13 protein-coding genes and 1 tRNA gene are annotated in these 16,405 nt (G+C 66.2%); 7 read left to right on the forward strand and 7 right to left on the reverse strand.

The window, feature by feature from the left end; translation table 11 throughout:
• Positions 1-91 precede the first annotated feature (91 nt).
• Entirely contained in the window at positions 92-367 is a 276-nt protein-coding gene (locus tag ACZL02_RS01865) for a hypothetical protein (protein ID WP_472938498.1), read from the forward strand.
• A gap of 248 nt (positions 368-615) precedes the next feature.
• On the opposite strand, the gene ACZL02_RS01870 is transcribed toward ACZL02_RS01865, so the two are convergent.
• A tRNA-Val gene (locus ACZL02_RS01870) sits at positions 616-690 on the reverse strand.
• An 80-nt stretch (positions 691-770) separates the two neighbouring features.
• Positions 771-1,136 (reverse strand): cell cycle two-component system response regulator CpdR, encoded by a 366-nt coding sequence (cpdR, locus tag ACZL02_RS01875; RefSeq protein WP_472933853.1) that lies wholly within the window; start codon positions 1,134-1,136, stop codon positions 771-773.
• A gap of 166 nt (positions 1,137-1,302) precedes the next feature.
• Here cpdR and ACZL02_RS01880 point away from each other — a divergent pair, with 166 nt between their 5' ends.
• A complete protein-coding gene (locus ACZL02_RS01880; RefSeq protein WP_472938499.1) occupies positions 1,303-2,196 on the forward strand; it encodes an N-formylglutamate amidohydrolase in 894 nt (297 codons plus the stop codon).
• A gap of 3 nt (positions 2,197-2,199) precedes the next feature.
• Here ACZL02_RS01880 and ACZL02_RS01885 read toward each other — a convergent pair whose 3' ends face one another.
• Complete coding sequence (locus tag ACZL02_RS01885; protein ID WP_472938500.1) at positions 2,200-3,162, reverse strand: alpha/beta fold hydrolase; 963 nt, start codon at positions 3,160-3,162, stop codon at positions 2,200-2,202.
• Between the two features lie 208 nt (positions 3,163-3,370).
• Complete coding sequence (locus ACZL02_RS01890; protein ID WP_472938501.1) at positions 3,371-3,874, reverse strand: PepSY domain-containing protein; 504 nt, start codon at positions 3,872-3,874, stop codon at positions 3,371-3,373.
• 297 nt (positions 3,875-4,171) lie between these two features.
• Here ACZL02_RS01890 and ACZL02_RS01895 point away from each other — a divergent pair, with 297 nt between their 5' ends.
• Complete coding sequence (locus tag ACZL02_RS01895; RefSeq protein WP_472938502.1) at positions 4,172-4,636, forward strand: Hsp20 family protein; 465 nt, start codon at positions 4,172-4,174, stop codon at positions 4,634-4,636.
• 490 nt (positions 4,637-5,126) lie between these two features.
• Here ACZL02_RS01895 and ACZL02_RS01900 read toward each other — a convergent pair whose 3' ends face one another.
• On the reverse strand, positions 5,127-6,176 hold the full coding sequence (locus ACZL02_RS01900; RefSeq protein ID WP_472938503.1) for a threonine aldolase family protein: 1,050 nt from the start codon (positions 6,174-6,176) through the stop codon (positions 5,127-5,129).
• 383 nt (positions 6,177-6,559) lie between these two features.
• Here ACZL02_RS01900 and gltB point away from each other — a divergent pair, with 383 nt between their 5' ends.
• The 4 genes from gltB to ACZL02_RS01920 all read left to right on the forward strand — a co-directional run bounded on the left by gltB (position 6,560) and on the right by ACZL02_RS01920 (position 13,577).
• Positions 6,560-11,272 (forward strand): glutamate synthase large subunit, encoded by a 4,713-nt coding sequence (gene gltB / locus ACZL02_RS01905; protein ID WP_472938504.1) that lies wholly within the window; start codon positions 6,560-6,562, stop codon positions 11,270-11,272.
• Positions 11,273-11,341: 69 nt separating this feature from the next.
• Positions 11,342-11,596 carry an antitoxin gene (locus ACZL02_RS01910; protein WP_472938505.1) on the forward strand — a complete coding sequence of 85 codons (255 nt, stop codon included), beginning with the start codon at positions 11,342-11,344 and terminating at the stop codon, positions 11,594-11,596.
• Positions 11,593-11,997 (forward strand): PIN domain-containing protein, encoded by a 405-nt coding sequence (locus tag ACZL02_RS01915; RefSeq protein WP_472938506.1) that lies wholly within the window; start codon positions 11,593-11,595, stop codon positions 11,995-11,997. The genes ACZL02_RS01910 and ACZL02_RS01915 overlap by 4 nt, the downstream gene beginning before the upstream one ends.
• Before the next feature lie 125 nt (positions 11,998-12,122).
• Positions 12,123-13,577 (forward strand): glutamate synthase subunit beta, encoded by a 1,455-nt coding sequence (locus ACZL02_RS01920; protein WP_472938507.1) that lies wholly within the window; start codon positions 12,123-12,125, stop codon positions 13,575-13,577.
• Positions 13,578-13,664: 87 nt separating this feature from the next.
• Here the strand turns inward: ACZL02_RS01920 and ACZL02_RS01925 are convergent, their stop codons facing one another.
• Together ACZL02_RS01925 and ACZL02_RS01930 are read right to left on the reverse strand one after the other, a co-directional pair.
• Positions 13,665-15,002: an SGNH/GDSL hydrolase family protein gene (locus ACZL02_RS01925; RefSeq protein WP_472938508.1), complete on the reverse strand. Its 1,338-nt coding sequence runs from the start codon at positions 15,000-15,002 to the stop codon at positions 13,665-13,667.
• Positions 15,002-16,219, reverse strand: a complete 1,218-nt coding sequence (locus ACZL02_RS01930) for a lytic murein transglycosylase (RefSeq protein ID WP_472938509.1) — start codon at positions 16,217-16,219, stop codon at positions 15,002-15,004. Before ACZL02_RS01930 ends, ACZL02_RS01925 begins: the two co-directional genes overlap by 1 nt.
• Positions 16,220-16,405 lie beyond the last annotated feature (186 nt).

The raw sequence follows: 16,405 nt of genomic DNA on the forward strand, positions 1-16,405 counted from the left end.
CCCAGTTGGCCCCTGCTTATTTTGATCTACTTACGATTTCCCGGAACGGAAGATCGTCGAGCCGGTTTCCTTGGCCTAACAGGAGCCGAACATGTTCAATCTCAAATCCATCGCCATCGCCGTCGCCATTTCGGCTTCCGCCCTCGTTTCCACGGCACCGGGCGCTGTCGCCCGCGACAAGGTCATCGTGATCGAGCAGTCGCAGCGTCCGCACCATGCCCGCAACGACGTCCGCGACCACCGCGCCGCTCGCCGCGCTGAAGCCCGCCGCGCCGAGGCGCGCCGTGACCGTCGTCACGATCGCCGGATGGACCGTCGCCACGACCGCCGCAACAACGGCGCGGTCATCGTGTTGAAGAACCGGTAATTTCCAGCCAACTGACGTCACGCGAAAGGGCCCGCTGCGAAGCGGGCCTTTTTCGTATCAGCGTTCGGGTGAATCAGAAGCCGCTGCTAGGGGCGGGGAGGGTGGCTTGCACACGCTGTTGCGGCGACAAGTCAATCAGATTGCATTGCGCTCTGAGGCACGCGAATTGCGCTGCCGACTTGTGCCCGCCAGGACCTCGGTCCGTTCGGTGGCAGACTTGGGTAACTTAAAGAAAGAGAAGAGCCGGATGGTGGGCGTGACAGGGATTGAACCTGTGACCCCTTCGATGTCAACGAAGTGCTCTCCCACTGAGCTACACGCCCATCCGACGAAGGGGCATAGACCACAGGGCCGACCGAGCGTCAAGAGCGTTCGGCACCCGGATCTACGCCTGTGGAAAAGATTATGCGGCGTCCTCGAGCATCTTGGCGACTTCGTCGACGAGTTCGCGCAGATGGAAAGGCTTCGAGAGGATCTTTGCATCCTTCGGCGCCTTGGAATCAGGGTTCAGCGCGACCGCGGCAAAGCCGGTGATGAACATCACCTTCAGGTCCGGATCGAGCTCGGTCGCCCGGCGGGCGAGCTCGATGCCGTCCATCTCCGGCATCACGATGTCGGTCAGCAGCAGCGAGAAGGGCTCCTCGCGCAGCCGTTCGTAGGCGCTGCCGCCATTGTCGTAGGAGGTCACCTCATAGCCGGCCTTTTCCAAGGCCTTGGCGAGGAAGCGACGCATGTCGTTGTCGTCTTCGGCGAGCAGAATCTTGACCATTGAGCGTTTTCCAGGTCCGCCGCGGTGAAAAGCCCGCGCAAGCTTCGTTGATAGCAGTAGCCTTTTAACAGATTGCCTAAAGAATCCCTAAATGGAATGGTCGATCGCGTGACCGCGGCCATATCTCCCTTGGATGTCGCAACCCGAACGGATGAACGTAGCCGAGATGATCCCGCTTCTAGAGACCGCAGCAGGACCTTGCCCGGCCTTCGAAGTCCTCGAGCCGCCGTTGCAGAGCCTGCCGATGGTGTTCTGTTCGCCGCACAGCGGCCGGGTCTACCCTTCCGCATTCCTCGCGGCATCGCGCCTTTCCGATTCGGCGATTCGCCGGTCGGAGGACCTCTTCGTCGACCAGCTGTACGATTTCGTCCCGTCGCTCGGCGCCCCGCTGCAACTCGCGCGGTTTCCACGGGCCTATCTCGACGTCAACCGCGAGCCTTACGAGCTCGATCCCAAGATGTTCGACGAAGCTTTGCCGGAGTTCGCCAATACCGTTTCCGTCCGGGTGGCCGGCGGGCTCGGGACCATCCCCCGCATCGTCGCCGAGCGGGAGGACATCTACCGCGACCGGCTGGCGGTGAGCGAGGGGATGGAGCGGATCGAGACCATCTACAAGCCCTTCCACGAGCGGCTGACGGCCCTGCTACAGCGCACGCGCGAACGTTTCGGCATCGCCATCCTCATCGACTGCCACTCGATGCCGTCCACCGTCAGGGCGCTGCCCGGCGGGCGGCGGCCGGACATGGTGATCGGCGACCGTTTCGGCACCAGCGCGTCCAGCCGCATCGTCACCCTGGCCCAGAGCGGACTTTCGTCGCTCGGCTATGACGTGATGCGCAACAAGCCGTATGCGGGCGGGTTCATCACCGAACGCTACGGCCGGCCGAATGACGGGGTCCATGCGCTGCAGATAGAGATCAACCGGGGACTCTATGCCGACGAGGCGCGGTTCGTGCCCAGCGCCGGGTTCGAGGCGCTGCGGGCCGACCTCGTCTCGTTCGTCACCCGATTCGCAGCCGATCTCGACGCCGACCTCAGCTACGCCGCGGCTGCCGAATAGGTATCAGAGCGGCAGCGCGGCCCCGGCGAAACTGTCGAACGCGGCGATGAACGGCGCACGGTAGATGTCCGCCTCCTGCATCAGCTCGTGCCGGGCGCCGGGAACCGACAGTGCATGGCCCGAGCGCATGCGCCAGGCGAGGCGTTCGGCTGCCGGGCTGGAGACGACGCTATCATGGCCGGCGGTGACGATCAGCGTCGGTACACGCAGGGCGGCGATCACGTCGGAATCATCCAGACGCCGTGCCGCACCGACGGCCCCGGCCACCCAGGCGGCGGTCGGTCCGCCGACGAAGAGATGCGGGGCGGCCTTCATCAAGGCGCGGTTGCGCTCGAATCTTCGGGCATCGCTGGTCAACGGGTTGCGCTCGGTGGTCCAGCCCGCGCTGCGCCCGACGCCGCGCACCGGGATGCGGCCAAGGCCGAGGAAGCGCATGGTGTTCATGCCGAAGAACAGGCCATTGGCGCGAGTGCCGCCGGGCATGCCGATCAAAGGGGCGGCGGCAACGATCCGGGCGACATCGGCGCCGATCCGAGGCGCTGCCAGCAGCGCCACGGCGCCGCCCATGGAGTGCGCCAGGATGGCATAGGGGCCGGTGCAGTCGGGCAGGATCAGCGAGCGGAAGATCGTTTCGAGATCCAGGGCATAGGCATCGAAACTCGGCACGTGCCCGGTTCTGGCCGCGCCGCGCAGCCGCTGCGAGCCGCCCTGGCCACGCCAGTCGAAAGTGGCGACCGCGTAGCCGAGGGCGGTCAGATCGGCGATCGTCTCGAAATATTTCTCGATGGCCTCGTTGCGGCCCTGCAGCAGGACCACCGTTCCCCGCGTGCTGCCCAGCCGGCTCGGCGCCACGGCAAAGCGCAGCCGCACCCGGTCCGGGGTCGACAGGAAGCCGCAGGCGATCCCTTCGGGCAGCGGATTGCCGTCGAGTTCGAAAAGGCCGGTCGGGCCGTCGGTAGGGTTCATGGGCTTCCGTCCGGCGAGGATCGCCACGCACCAGTCTAGCACCCCAGCCGTTGCCGGGAGGTCAACAATGTCACCGCTGGCAGAGAACGGCTGGCGGGGAACGGCTGGCAGAGAAGGAAAGGGATCGGGGATCCCTGCGATGGGACCCCCGACCGAGCGGTCGGCCTGGAAGGGACGGAACAGACCGACCGTTTGGGAAAGGCTCTGCCTATCGGCCGTAGAGGCCGAAACGTCCACCGCCGAGGTCATCGGGGCCGCGCCATCCAGGGCCACCGCGACCGCCGCCGTCACGGGTCCAGCCGATACGCTCGCGCGACAGGATCTCGCCGTCATAGGCATCGACCGACAGGCGGACGAGGGCGCCGTTCGGCCGGACGGCCTCGACGATGTAGCGGTCGCGGCGCAGTCGGATGTCGTCGATCGACACAAAACCCTGCCGCACCAGCTTGCGGACCACCCGCTGCTCCGGGATCACGTCGGGGTCGCGGCGATCGTCGCGCGGGCCGCCGTGCCAGCGGCCCTGGCCTCGCCCGCGCCAGTCGCGCCGGTCACCCCGATCGCCGCCACGGTCATAGCCGCCATCCGGACCGTCATAGGCGTCCTGGACGAGGACGTAGTCGCCGCGGGCGTGGTCGCGCGGCCCGGCGCTCGCGGCGGAGCCGAGGCCGGTCAGGAGGAGGAGGGTGGACAGTCCTGCGAGGGCGAATTTCATGGAGGCTCTCTCCGGTGGCGACCCGCATGCTGCAGGCCATACCGAGACTATCGGCGCCAGCGCCTGAACGAAACCGGAAGACGGCGTTCATCCCCGGTTCAAGCAAGGGCAGCGACCGGAGAGCGAAGTCGGCCGGCGAATTTTTACCGCTGTCGTCCGGAGAGGCGCTTGAACGGCGAAATCGAGGTCACCAAATCAAACTCACGGTCGCCTCAAGGGACCGTTGGTCAAAAGGGTCCGCCATTCAAGGGGACCTGCGGCCATACCGCAACCAGTTGCTTCCTATGGAGAACTACCATGCGTGCCATTGATTTCGCTCCGCTCTATCGTTCCACCGTCGGCTTCGACCGGCTCTTCGCCAAGCTCGACGGTCTGTCGCAGCCGGAGGGTCAGACTTACCCGCCCTACAACATCGAACGCACCGGCGAGAACGCCTACCGCATCAGCATGGCGGTTGCCGGTTTCGGGGAAGGCGACCTTCAGATCGAATCGCGCGAAACCGTGCTGACGGTCACCGGCGATCGCGGCGGTGACAAGGAGGACGGCGCCGGCGAAGTGCTCTACCGCGGCATCGCGGGACGTTCCTTCGAGCGCCGCTTCCAGCTCGCCGACCATGTCGAGGTAAAGGGAGCCAGCCTGAAGAACGGCCTGCTGCACATCGACCTCGTCCGGGTCATCCCGGAGGCGATGAAGCCGCGCAAAATCGAGATCGTCGCCGCCGACAACGGCAATGCGGCGCAGCTCGAGGCGAATGCCGCCTGAGGCAAGTTCGCTCTCAAGGCTTGATCGGAACGGCGCCTCGCGGGGCGCCGTTTTCGTGCGGGGAGGGTCTGGCATTTCGGCTAAAGCCCGGTCCCCATGGCTTCGACGCGTTTCTCGTCTGCAGGGTTGCACGACGTCTGGAGGTTCGCCCGAGCGATTTCTCCAAGCTCGGCAATCCGCAAGCTCGTCATCCTCGGGGCCTTGCCCCGGGGACCCATGCCAAGTCGCCGGAGCGTGCACGGTTCGGTGGACATTCCCCCAGTGCTATCCTGAGCCGGACTGGCGCGTTGGCGCGGAGGCACGGGTCCCCCGCCTGCGGCGGAGGATGACGAAACTGAAGGGTTTGCGCCCCTTTTTCACCGAGTAACGAGTACCGCTTAACGTGCCGAGCACGGTGCACGGAACACCGAGCGCTGCGTTCCAAACGCCGAATACCCGGCCCCGAATGCCGAGCCTATCAACCGCGGTTTCCCGCGCTTTGGCCCGACCGTCAGGCCAGAAGATCGACGAAGCGCGCCACGTCGTCCGGCTCGGTCGACCAGGAGGTGACCAGCCGCGCCAGCATCTCGTTCTCGCCGATCAGATCATGCGAGGAGTGCGGCGGGTTCCAGTCGTAGAACACGGCGCCCTTCTCGCGCAGCCGGGCAGCTGTCGCCTTTTCGATGATCGCGAAGACCTCGTTGGTGCGGGTCGACCAGGCCTGGCGCGCGTGCGGGCTGGCGTCGAGGCCGGCGCGCAGCTGGTCGGCCATGGCGTTAGAGTGGGCGGCGAGCTTCAGCCAGAGCCCGTCCTCGAAATAGGCCATGAACTGGGCGGCCATGAAGCGGGTCTTGGAGAACAGCTGGGCGCCGCGCTTGCGGATGTAGGGGAACTGCTTGGCCTTCTCCGGATCGAAGAAGATCACGGCCTCGGCGCACCAGCAGCCGTTCTTGGTGGCGCCGAAGGAGAGGATGTCGACGCCGCGCTTCCAGGTCATCTCGGCCGGCGACATGTTGTTGGCGACCAGCGCATTGGCAAAGCGCGCGCCGTCCATGTGCAGCGACAGATTGTGCTCGTGTGCGATGGCGGCGATCTCGTCGAGCCGGTCGGCGGGGTAGATCGTGCCGGCCTCGCCGGGCTGGCTGACGGTGACGGCCATCGGCTGGCCGGCATGTACGAAGGCCGGGTTGAAGCGCTTGAGCTCGCGGCGAAGATTCACCGTGTCGATCAGGCCGCCGTTGCCGTCGACCGGTGCCATCCGGGCGCCATGGGTGAAGAACTCCGGCGCGCCGCACTCGTCCTCGATGACGTGCGCCTCGCGGTGGCAGAGCACCACGCCGCCGGGTCGGTTGACCGCGGCGAACGAAAGCGAGTTCGCCGCCGTGCCGGTGCCGACGAAGAACACCGCCACCTCGCGCTCGAAGATTTCGTTGAAACGCCGCTCGACGGCCTTGTCGAGGTCGCTTGCCCCGTAGGCGGCGGCCATGCCGGTGCCGTTCTCGGCGAGCGCTGCGTTGATGGCGGGATGCGGCCCGGACCAGTTGTCGGATGCAAAGATCATGTCCGGAGGCGTAACGCGGCGGCGCAGCGAGGACAAGGGTGCCGAGTCGCGGCCTGCTCGCCAGGGGTCGCCGGCCTTGTGCTGCAGTGCCGCATAGGCGCGGTCTTGCAGGATGTTTAACCTTCTGGCATGTTGCCGACGATAGGACAGTATTGCTGCCATATCCGACTCGCTGCGAGCGGAGGGATGTGCACGACTGATAGACTTGGCTCTGCAACGATGCGGCCCTATCGCTCCGTGCTCCACCATGCGAAAAATTCGTGGGTGGCAACTGTCTGATAGCCTGAACCTGAGACGACGACGGCGCCCTTTCTGGCGCCGAGAGAAACGACCTGGACCGTCTCGCGCCCGCGCGACGGATCCTTGCAACGGGAGACACCGCGATGACCCACAGGCCCTCCACCGCCGCGCCCCGCCCGCGGACCGCGAAGACCGTCGATGGCATCGTGAAGCCGCGCACTCTCCCGGCCAAGATCGGTCTCTACGATCCGCGCAACGAGCACGATGGCTGCGGCGTCGGCTTCATCGCGCACATGAAGAACGAGAAGTCCCACTCGATCGTCGAGAAGGGCCTGCAGATCCTCGTCAACCTGACGCACCGCGGGGCGGTGGGCGCCGATCCGCTGATGGGCGATGGCGCCGGCATGCTGGTGCAGATCCCGCACGCCTTCTTCACCGCCGAGATGACCGAGCAAGGCGTCGAGCTGCCCGCACCCGGCCGCTACGGCGTCGGCCACGTCTTCATGCCGCGCGATGCCGACAAGCGCGCGCAGGTCGAGGCGATGTTCGAGGCGATCGTCGCCGAAGAAGGCCAGGCGGTGCTCGGCTGGCGCGACGTGCCGGTCGACAACGGCTCGCTGTCGAAGGCCGCTGACATCGCCGCCACCGAGCCGGTGCAGCGGCAGATCTTCATCGGGCGCGCCGCCGCCATCGCCAGCGACGACGACTTCGAGCGCAAGCTCTACATCATCCGCAAGGTGATCTCGAACCGCGCTTTCGCCGAGGTGAAGGGCGAGGATTTCGGCTTCTACGTCGTCTCGTTGTCGGCCCGGACGGTGATCTATAAGGGCATGTTCCTCGCCAACCAGCTTGGCCAGTACTATCGCGACCTGACCGACCCGCGGTTCGAGAGCGCCATGGCGCTCGTGCACCAGCGCTTTTCGACCAACACCTTCCCGTCCTGGCGGCTGGCGCATCCCTATCGGATGGTCGCGCACAACGGCGAGATCAACACGCTCCGCGGCAACGTCAACTGGATGGCCGCACGCCAGGCCTCGGTCGATTCCGAGCTGTTCGGCAACGACATCGGCAAGCTGTGGCCGATCTCCTACGAGGGGCAGTCCGACACCGCCTGCTTCGACAACGCGCTCGAGCTGCTGACGCAGGGCGGCTACACGCTCGCCCATGCGATGATGATGCTGATCCCCGAGGCGTGGTCGGGCAACAAGCAGATGTCGCGCGAGCAGAAGGCGTTCTACGAATATCACGCCGCGCTGATGGAGCCCTGGGACGGGCCGGCCGCCGTCGCCTTCACCGATGGCCGCCAGATCGGCGCGACGCTCGATCGCAACGGCCTGCGTCCGGCGCGCTATATCGTCACGGACGACGACCTGATCATCATGGCGTCAGAGGCGGGAACGCTCGAAGTGCCGGAGGAGCGCATCGTCAAGAAGTGGCGGCTGCAGCCAGGACGCATGCTTCTCATCGACCTCGAGAAGGGGCGGATCATTTCCGACGAGGAAGTGAAGCGCGAGATCGCGACCCAGCATCCCTACAAGGAGTGGCTGAAGAACACCCAGCTGATCCTCGAGGACCTGAAGCCCGTGGCGCCGCGTGCCTCGCGCGCCGACGTGTCGCTTCTCGACCGCCAGCAGAGCTTTGGCTACTCGATCGAGGACACCCGCACCTTGATGGCGCCGATGGCGACCACCGGGCAGGAGGCGATCGGCTCGATGGGGACGGACACGCCGATCTCGGCGATGTCGTCGCGCTCGAAGCTGCTCTACACCTATTTCAAGCAGAACTTCGCGCAGGTGACCAACCCGGCGATCGACCCGATCCGCGAGGAGCTGGTGATGAGCCTCGTCTCCTTCATCGGGCCGCGGCCGAACATCTTCGACCTCGAGGGTAACTCCCGTCGCAAGCGGCTGGAGGTGCGCCAGCCGATCCTGACCAATGGCGATCTCGAGAAGATCCGCACGATTGGTCACACGGAAGACCGCTTCGATACCAAGACCATCGACACGACCTATCCCTCCGAGCAGGGCGCCGGCGGCATGGCCGGCGCGCTCGACCGGCTGTGCGAGCGGGCTGAGGCCGCGGTCGTCGGCGGCTACAACATCATCGTCCTATCGGACCGGCAGGTCGGCCCCGACCGCATTCCGATTCCGGCGCTGCTCGCTTGCGCCGCCGTGCACCACCACCTCATCCGCAAGGGCTTGCGCACCGCCGCCGGTCTGGTCGTGGAATCCGGCGAGCCGCGCGAGGTGCACCACTTCGCCTGTCTCGCGGGCTTCGGCGCCGAGGCGATCAACCCCTATCTCGCTTTCGACACCTTGCTCGACATGCACCGCAAGAAGGAGTTCCCGCCGGAGGTCGACGAGGAAGAGCTGGTCACGCGCTACATCAAGTCGGTCGGCAAGGGCTTGCTCAAGGTCATGTCCAAGATGGGCATCTCGACCTACCAGTCCTATTGCGGCGCGCAGATCTTCGACGCGGTCGGCCTGAAGTCGGACTTCGTCGCCCGCTACTTCACCGGCACGGCGACGACGATCGAGGGCGTGGGCCTCGACGAGGTGGCGCGCGAGACGGCCGAGCGGCATCTCCTCGCCTTCTCCGATGATCCGGTGCTGGCGCGCTCGCTCGAGGTCGGCGGCGAATACGTCTACCGCATGCGCGGCGAGGCGCACATGTGGTCGCCGGATGCGGTGGCGACGCTGCAGCATGCGGTGCGCGGCAATTCCTGGGAGAAGTTCCAGGAATATTCCAAGCTCGTCGACGAGAGTGCGGTGGACGCTGCCGCCATCCGCGGCCTTTTCCGCATCCGCATGGCCGATGAGGTCGGCGCCCGCACCGTGCCGCTGGACGAAGTCGAGCCGGCGGCCGACATCGTCCGCCGCTTCTGCACCGGCGCAATGAGCTTCGGCTCGATCTCGCGTGAGGCACATGCGACGCTGGCGGTGGCGATGAACCGGATCGGCGGCAAGTCGAACACCGGCGAGGGCGGCGAGGAGCCGGACCGGTTCCAGAAGATGCCCGACGGCTCGCAGAACCCCGAGCGCTCGGCGATCAAGCAGGTCGCTTCCGGCCGCTTCGGCGTGACGACCGAGTATCTCGTCAATGCCGACATGCTGCAGATCAAGGTCAGCCAGGGCGCCAAGCCCGGCGAGGGCGGGCAGCTGCCCGGCCATAAGGTCGACGCGACCATCGCCAAGACGCGCTTCTCGACGCCCGGCGTCGGCCTGATCTCGCCGCCGCCGCACCACGACATCTATTCGATCGAGGATCTGGCCCAGCTGATCTACGATCTGAAGAACGTCAATCCGGAAGCCGACATCTCGGTCAAGCTGGTGTCGGAAGTCGGCGTCGGCACGGTCGCGGCGGGCGTCGCCAAGGCGCGCGCCGACCACATCATCGTCGCCGGCTATGACGGCGGCACCGGCGCCTCGCCGTTGACCTCGATCAAGCATGCCGGCTCCCCCTGGGAGATGGGCCTTGCCGAGACGCAGCAGACGCTGGTGATGAACGGCCTGCGTTCGCGCGTCTGCCTGCAGGTCGACGGCGGCCTGAAGACCGGCCGCGACGTCATCATCGGCGCGCTGCTCGGCGCCGACGAGTTCGGCTTCTCGACCGCGCCGCTGATCGCGGCCGGCTGCATCATGATGCGCAAGTGCCACCTCAACACCTGCCCCGTCGGCGTCGCGACGCAGGACCCGGTCCTGCGCCAGCGCTTCAAGGGCCAGCCGGAGCACGTCATCAACTTCTTCTTCTACGTCGCGGAAGAGGTGCGCATGCTGATGGCGGCGATGGGCGTGCGGCACCTGTCCGAGCTGATCGGCCAGTCCGATCGCCTCGATAAGCGCGGCCTGATCGACCACTGGAAGGCCAAGGGTCTGGACTTCGCCAACATCTTCTACAAGCCTGACGGCGAGCGCGAAGAGCTGCGCTGGACCGAGCGCCAGAAGCACCCGATCGACGACGTGCTCGACCGCAAGCTCATCGCCGAGGCGATGCCGGCGCTGGAGACGCGCCAGAAGGTGGTAATCGAGACCGCCATCACCAATGTCGACCGCTCCGCGGGCGCCATGCTGTCGGGCGAGGTCGCCAAGCGCTACGGCCTGAAGGGCCTCGCCGACGACACGATCTCGGTGAAGCTCATCGGCACCGCCGGCCAGAGTTTTGGCGCCTTCCTCGCCCGCGGGATCACCTTCGATCTCGTCGGCGACGGCAACGACTATATCGGCAAGGGTCTCTCGGGCGGCCGCATCGTCGTCCGGCCGCGCGAAAACACGCGGATCGTGCCGGAGCAGTCGATCATCGTCGGCAACACCGTGCTCTACGGCGCCATCTCCGGCGAGTGCTACTTCCGCGGCGTCGCCGGCGAGCGGTTCGCCGTGCGCAACTCCGGCGCCATCGCGGTGGTCGAGGGTGTCGGCGACCATGGCTGCGAGTACATGACCGGAGGCGTCGTCGTCATCCTCGGCCATACCGGGCGCAACTTCGCGGCCGGCATGTCCGGCGGCATCGCCTACGTCTTCGACGCCGACAACAACTTCGCCGAACGCTGCAACATGGCCATGGTCGAACTCGAGCCGGTGCCGGAGGAGGACGACCTCCTGGAGAAGCTGCACCACCATGGCGGCGACCTGCAGCACATGGGCCGCGTCAATGTCTCCTCAGACATGACCGGGCATGACGACGAGCGGCTCTACCAGCTGATCCTGAACCACCACCACTACACCGGTTCGGGCCTTGCCAAGGTGATGCTCGACGACTGGGAGGCCTACCGGCCGAAATTCGTCAAGGTCATGCCGGTCGAGTACCGCCGCGCGCTCCAGGAAATGGAGCGCATGCGCATGGGCATCGCGGCGGAGTAGCGGTCCTGACGTCAGAGGCGATGGCATGTCGCCTTTGACTACCCAGGCTGGGAAGCGGAGGAGGGGTCGATGCAAGGCAAGCAAGGGACGGCCAAGGTCTTCACCGATAGCCACGGCCGTGCCGTCCGCATTCCCGCCGAGTTCCTGCTGGAAGGCGACGAGGTATTGATCCGCCAGGGGGCAGACGGCGTCATCACCATACAGCCGACGGCGCCGCTCGATCTTTCGCAGTGGCTGGCGACGCTGGAGCCGATGGATGACGAGGATGGGCTGCCGGAGATCACCGACGACGATCTCCTTCTGCTCAAAGATATCAAATTGTGACCCGCTACCTGCTGGATACGAACGCGGTTTCCGATCTGATCAAGCGACCCGGTGGTGCGGTGGCCGAACAGGTTGCTTTGGTCGGACACAGAAACTGCTTTATCAGCATCATCGTCAGTGCCGAGCTGGCATTTGGCGAGGAGCAAAAGGGGGATCCGAGATTGGCGAGAAGGTTGGAGCAGCTGCGCGCCAGGATTGCCATCGTCGGCTTCGATCAACCTGCCGACCTCTACTACGGCAGACTGCGTTCGGTCCTGAAATCCGAGGGCCAGATGATTGGTCCGAACGACTTGTTGATAGCGGCACATGCCTTGGCGTTGGAGGCCACCCTGGTCACCGACAACATCCGTGAATTCGCTCGTGTGCCGAACTTGCCGATCGAAAACTGGCTGCGCCACTAGAGCTGTTCTAACGAAACCAATATGCCGTATTCTGTGCCGCGCCGCGGCAGGGCGAAATGCGGTCTGACGTCATGCGCGCCTGCCGGACAGTCCCGCGGGTAGACGAACTGAGAGTGGGACAAGACATGGGCAAGGTGACGGGCTTCCTCGAGATCGACCGGCAGACTCCAAAATACCAGCCGGCCTCGGACCGTATTCGCCATTTCCGCGAATTCACGCTGCCGATGTCGGATGCCGAGGTCGGCAAGCAGGCGGCGCGCTGCATGGATTGCGGCATTCCGTATTGCCATGGCCCGACCGGCTGCCCGATCCACAACCAGATCCCCGACTGGAACGACCTCGTCTATTCCAACGACTGGGAAGGCGCGATCCGCAACCTCCATTCGACCAATAATTTTCCCGAGTTCACCGGCCGCATCTGCCCTGCGCCTTGCGAGGAGGCATGCACGCTGAACCTCGAGGATACGCCGGTCGCCATCAAGACCGTCGAGCAGGCGATCGCCGACAAGGCGTTCAAGCTCGGCCTGATCAAGCCGCAGCCGGCCAAGGTTCAGACTGGCAAGAAGGTCGCGATCATCGGCTCGGGCCCCGCCGGCATGGCAGCCGCCCAGCAGCTCGGCCGGGCCGGCCACGCAGTCGACGTCTACGAGCGGGAGTCGCGTCCGGGCGGCCTGCTGCGCTACGGCATCCCCGACTTCAAGATGGAGAAGCACTGGATCGACAAGCGCGTCGAGCAGATGAAGGGCGAGGGCGTTACCTTCATCTGTGGCGTCAATGTCGGCTCGGACAAGCCGATGGCCGATCTCCTCGCCGATTACGACGCGGTGCTCTATTGCGGCGGCTCGGAGCGGCCGCGCGATGCCGGCATCCCGCATGGCGAGCTCTCCGGCGTCTATGATGCCATGCCGTACCTCGTGCAGCAGAACCGGCGCGTCGGCGGCGAGAAGATCGAGAACGTCGGCTGGCGTTCGGGCGAGATCTGGGCCGGCGGCAAGCATGTCGTCGTCGTCGGTGGCGGCGATACCGCGTCTGACTGCGTCGGTACCGCCTTCCGCCAAGGCGCGGTCAAGGTGACGCAGCTCGACATCCGGCCGCAGCCGCCGAAGACCGAGAACAAGCTGGAGGTCTGGCCTTACTGGGCGACGAAGATGCGGACGTCGTCCAGCCAGGCCGAGGGCGCGGTGCGCGAGTTCCAGGTGGCGACGCTGGAGTTCACCGGCGAGGACGGACACCTGACGGGCGTGAAGTGCGCCGAGGTCGACGCCCGGCGCAAGCCGATCCCCGGCACCGAGTTCATCATCAAGGCCGATCTCGCCTTCATCGCCATCGGCTTTGCCGGCCCGTTCGCGGCCGGTCCGGTGACCGAGCTTGGCAGCAGCCTGGCGCAGAAGGCCGATGGCCGCGGCAACGTCGCGCTCGTCGCCAACGACCAGGACTATCGCAGCTCCGTCGGCAAGCTCTACCTCGCCGGCGACATTCGCCGCGGCCAGTCGCTGGTGGTCTGGGCCATCCGCGAAGGACGTCAGGCGGCGCGGGCGATCGACCTCGACCTGATGGGCGTCACCACGCTCCCGCGCTAAGAAAGACAGCGAAGGCCGGGGCGGCGGCGCGAATGCCAGGTCCCGGCAGGCGGCCGCCGTCCTGGCAAGGGAGCGCTCTGGGACGCCTCAGCGGTTCAGTGTGCCACTCTCACCCGCGGTTGGCGGGGAGGGAGGGGACGCCTCCGGGCCTTTCTGGTCGGCAACGGAGCCGCGGAACTGGTCGCCCGCTGCCGATGCCGGTGCCGGGGCCGGCGCGGCGACAGGCGGGTTGCCACGGTTGAAGGCGTCGGCGCGCCCTGGCTCCGCGCTGGTCGGAATTCCCGACAGCACGAGACGGTCGCGCGGCGACGGCTGCGCGGCATCCTCGTGCCGCAACGGTCCGCCCAGCAGCGCATCGCCGCCATCGAGAGAGGGATCGCTGAGCGCGACCAGCGGGGTCGAGGTCGCGTTTGCGGCATTGACCTTCGGCATTTTCGGCAGCGTCTCGTCGGGCGCTGCCAGGGCGACACCGTCGACCGAGGTCCCGAGCTGGCGGAATATCGGCTTCTCGGCGAAGAAGGCGAGCTTCTCGGCGCCGGCGGGCGTCATGGTGATGCCATCGGCATTGCGCAGCCGCGCGGGCTGGCCCGATATGTCCGGCCCGGAAAAGGCGAAGGCGCCGCTTGCATCGACGAAACCGTCCCAGACATCGACATATTCGCCGCCTGCCGTGCTGGCGGCCTTGCGGTAGATCTCGTTGAGATAGGCCATGTCGGCGCTCATCGCCTCGGTCTCGAAGGCCGGCATGCCGACCCAGATCAGCGGCACCTTCTTGGCGGCGATGGCGTCTGCCAGGGCGCCCGCCCGCCGCTCGTACTCGGCGATCCAGCCGGGCGTGCGGGGCGACAGGCTGGTGCCGGCGAACGCCATCGCCTGGCGCTCGTTCGAGCCGAGCATGGCGACGACGATGGCGGGCTTTTCCTGGTCGATCAGGGGGCCGATCTTGGCCAGCCAGTCGTAGTGGTCATTGCGGACAAGGCCGGAAGAGCCGTCGGCGGCGTTGACGACCTTGAGGTCACGGTTGTCGGAAAGGCTCGTCTCCAGTCCGCCTGCAAGGGAGCCGGCCATGAAGTCGCCGATGACCAGCACCGTCTTCGCCGTATCGCGCTTCTCCACGATCTGCGGCGGAGCCGCCGCCGGGGAGGGGACGGCGCGCGCCCGCGTCGCCTGCTTTGGCCTGCGCACCGGCTTCACCTCTTTCCGGCGCGGCTGGGTGCGGATCACCCGGCGCGGCGGATCGGGATACTCGCGGTAGTAGCGCTGCTGGCGGGGCTCGCCGAACAGCATGTCGAGCAGCCCGCGTCGCTCCTGCGCCTCGGCCGCGCGCAGCAGCGACGGCGCGAGGCTGGTGAGCGAGAACGTCAGCGTGAGGCCGATCAGGATGGCGAGCCGCAGCGGTCGCCGTGTCGCCATCCCGATCGCCATCAGTTCTTCCGCATGATGTCGAGCAGCGCCTTCGAGGCGTTGCCGTCGGCATCGACGCCGACGCTGCGCTGGTAGGACATGATCGCCCCCTTGGAGCCCGAGCCGATCTTGCCGTCGATCTTGCCGTCATAGAGCCCGTGCTTGCTGAGGTGCTCCTGCACCTCGGCGCGCTCGACCATCGACAACGGCACGTAGCCCCGCGGCCAGTCGTGCACCAGCGGGCCGTAGCCGCCGATCCGGTCGCCGAGATGGCCGACGGCGAGGGCGTACTTGTCGGCGTTGTTATAGGCCTTGATGACGAAGAAATTCTTGGTCATCAGGAAGGCCGGGCCGTTCGCGCCCGCCGGCATCAGGAGGTTGGCCTTCTCTGCGGAAGAAGGGAAACCCTTACCGTTGGCGCGGCGGACGCCGAGCTTTGCCCACTCGGCCATGCTCTTCGAGCCCTTGACGCCCGCGAGCTTCGGCGCCGCGATCACCTCGTAGCCCCAGGTCTTGCCGCTCTGCCAGCCGTTCTTGCGCAGGAGGTTGGCGGCCGTCGCCAGAGCGTCGGGAACGTTGGTCCAGATGTCCGCATGGCCGTTGCCGTCCATGTCGGCCCCATAGGCCAGATAGCTGGTCGGAATGAACTGGGTATGCCCCATCGCGCCGGCCCAGGAGCCGGTGAGGCCGCTCGCCGAGACGTCGCCCTTCTGGACGATCTTCAGCGCGGCGATCAGCTGCGTGCGGGCAAACTTGGCGCGCTTGGTGTCGAGATAGGCGAGCGTCGCCAGCGAGCGCGGCAGCGGCTTGACCACGTCGGTTCGCGAAAGGATCTTGCCGTAATTGGTCTCCATCGACCAGATCGCCAGCAGGATGTCGCGGTCGACGCCGAAGCGCTTCTCGATCCGGTCGAGCCAAGGCTTCAGGCGCTGCAGCTGGGCCTGGCCTTCGGCGATGCTCTCCTCGTTGACGCGGTTGTCGAGATAGTCCCAGACGGTGTCGCGGAACTCGGGCTGGAACTTCGCCTTCTCGATCACCTCGGGATCGGGATCCTCGACGCCGGCGAACGCGGCGCGGTAGACCTGACGGCTAATGCCGACCTTCATAGCGGTGCCCTCGAAGTCGGCGATCCAGCGCTTAAAACCGGCATCGGCGGAAGCCGACGGCGCCGCTCCCAAAAGGATCAGTCCTGCCAGCGCGGCAGCGGCGAGGCGGGAAAAACGAGAGTCTCCGGACATGGGCAAGCTCCTAGATCGAAAGATTCAGCATTCCCGGGCGGCTAGCAGACCAGGCCTGCTCACCACGCTCGACGAATGCCGCGACAGCGCGAAACCAATGCCCCATCGAAATGGAGCCGGTTCCCGCACCCTTCGTCCATCATACGGCCGAGGTCGTTAAGAGGTACTTTACCACGACGGCTTCCA

This window comes from Mesocryomonas fontinalis, assembly GCF_055730125.2.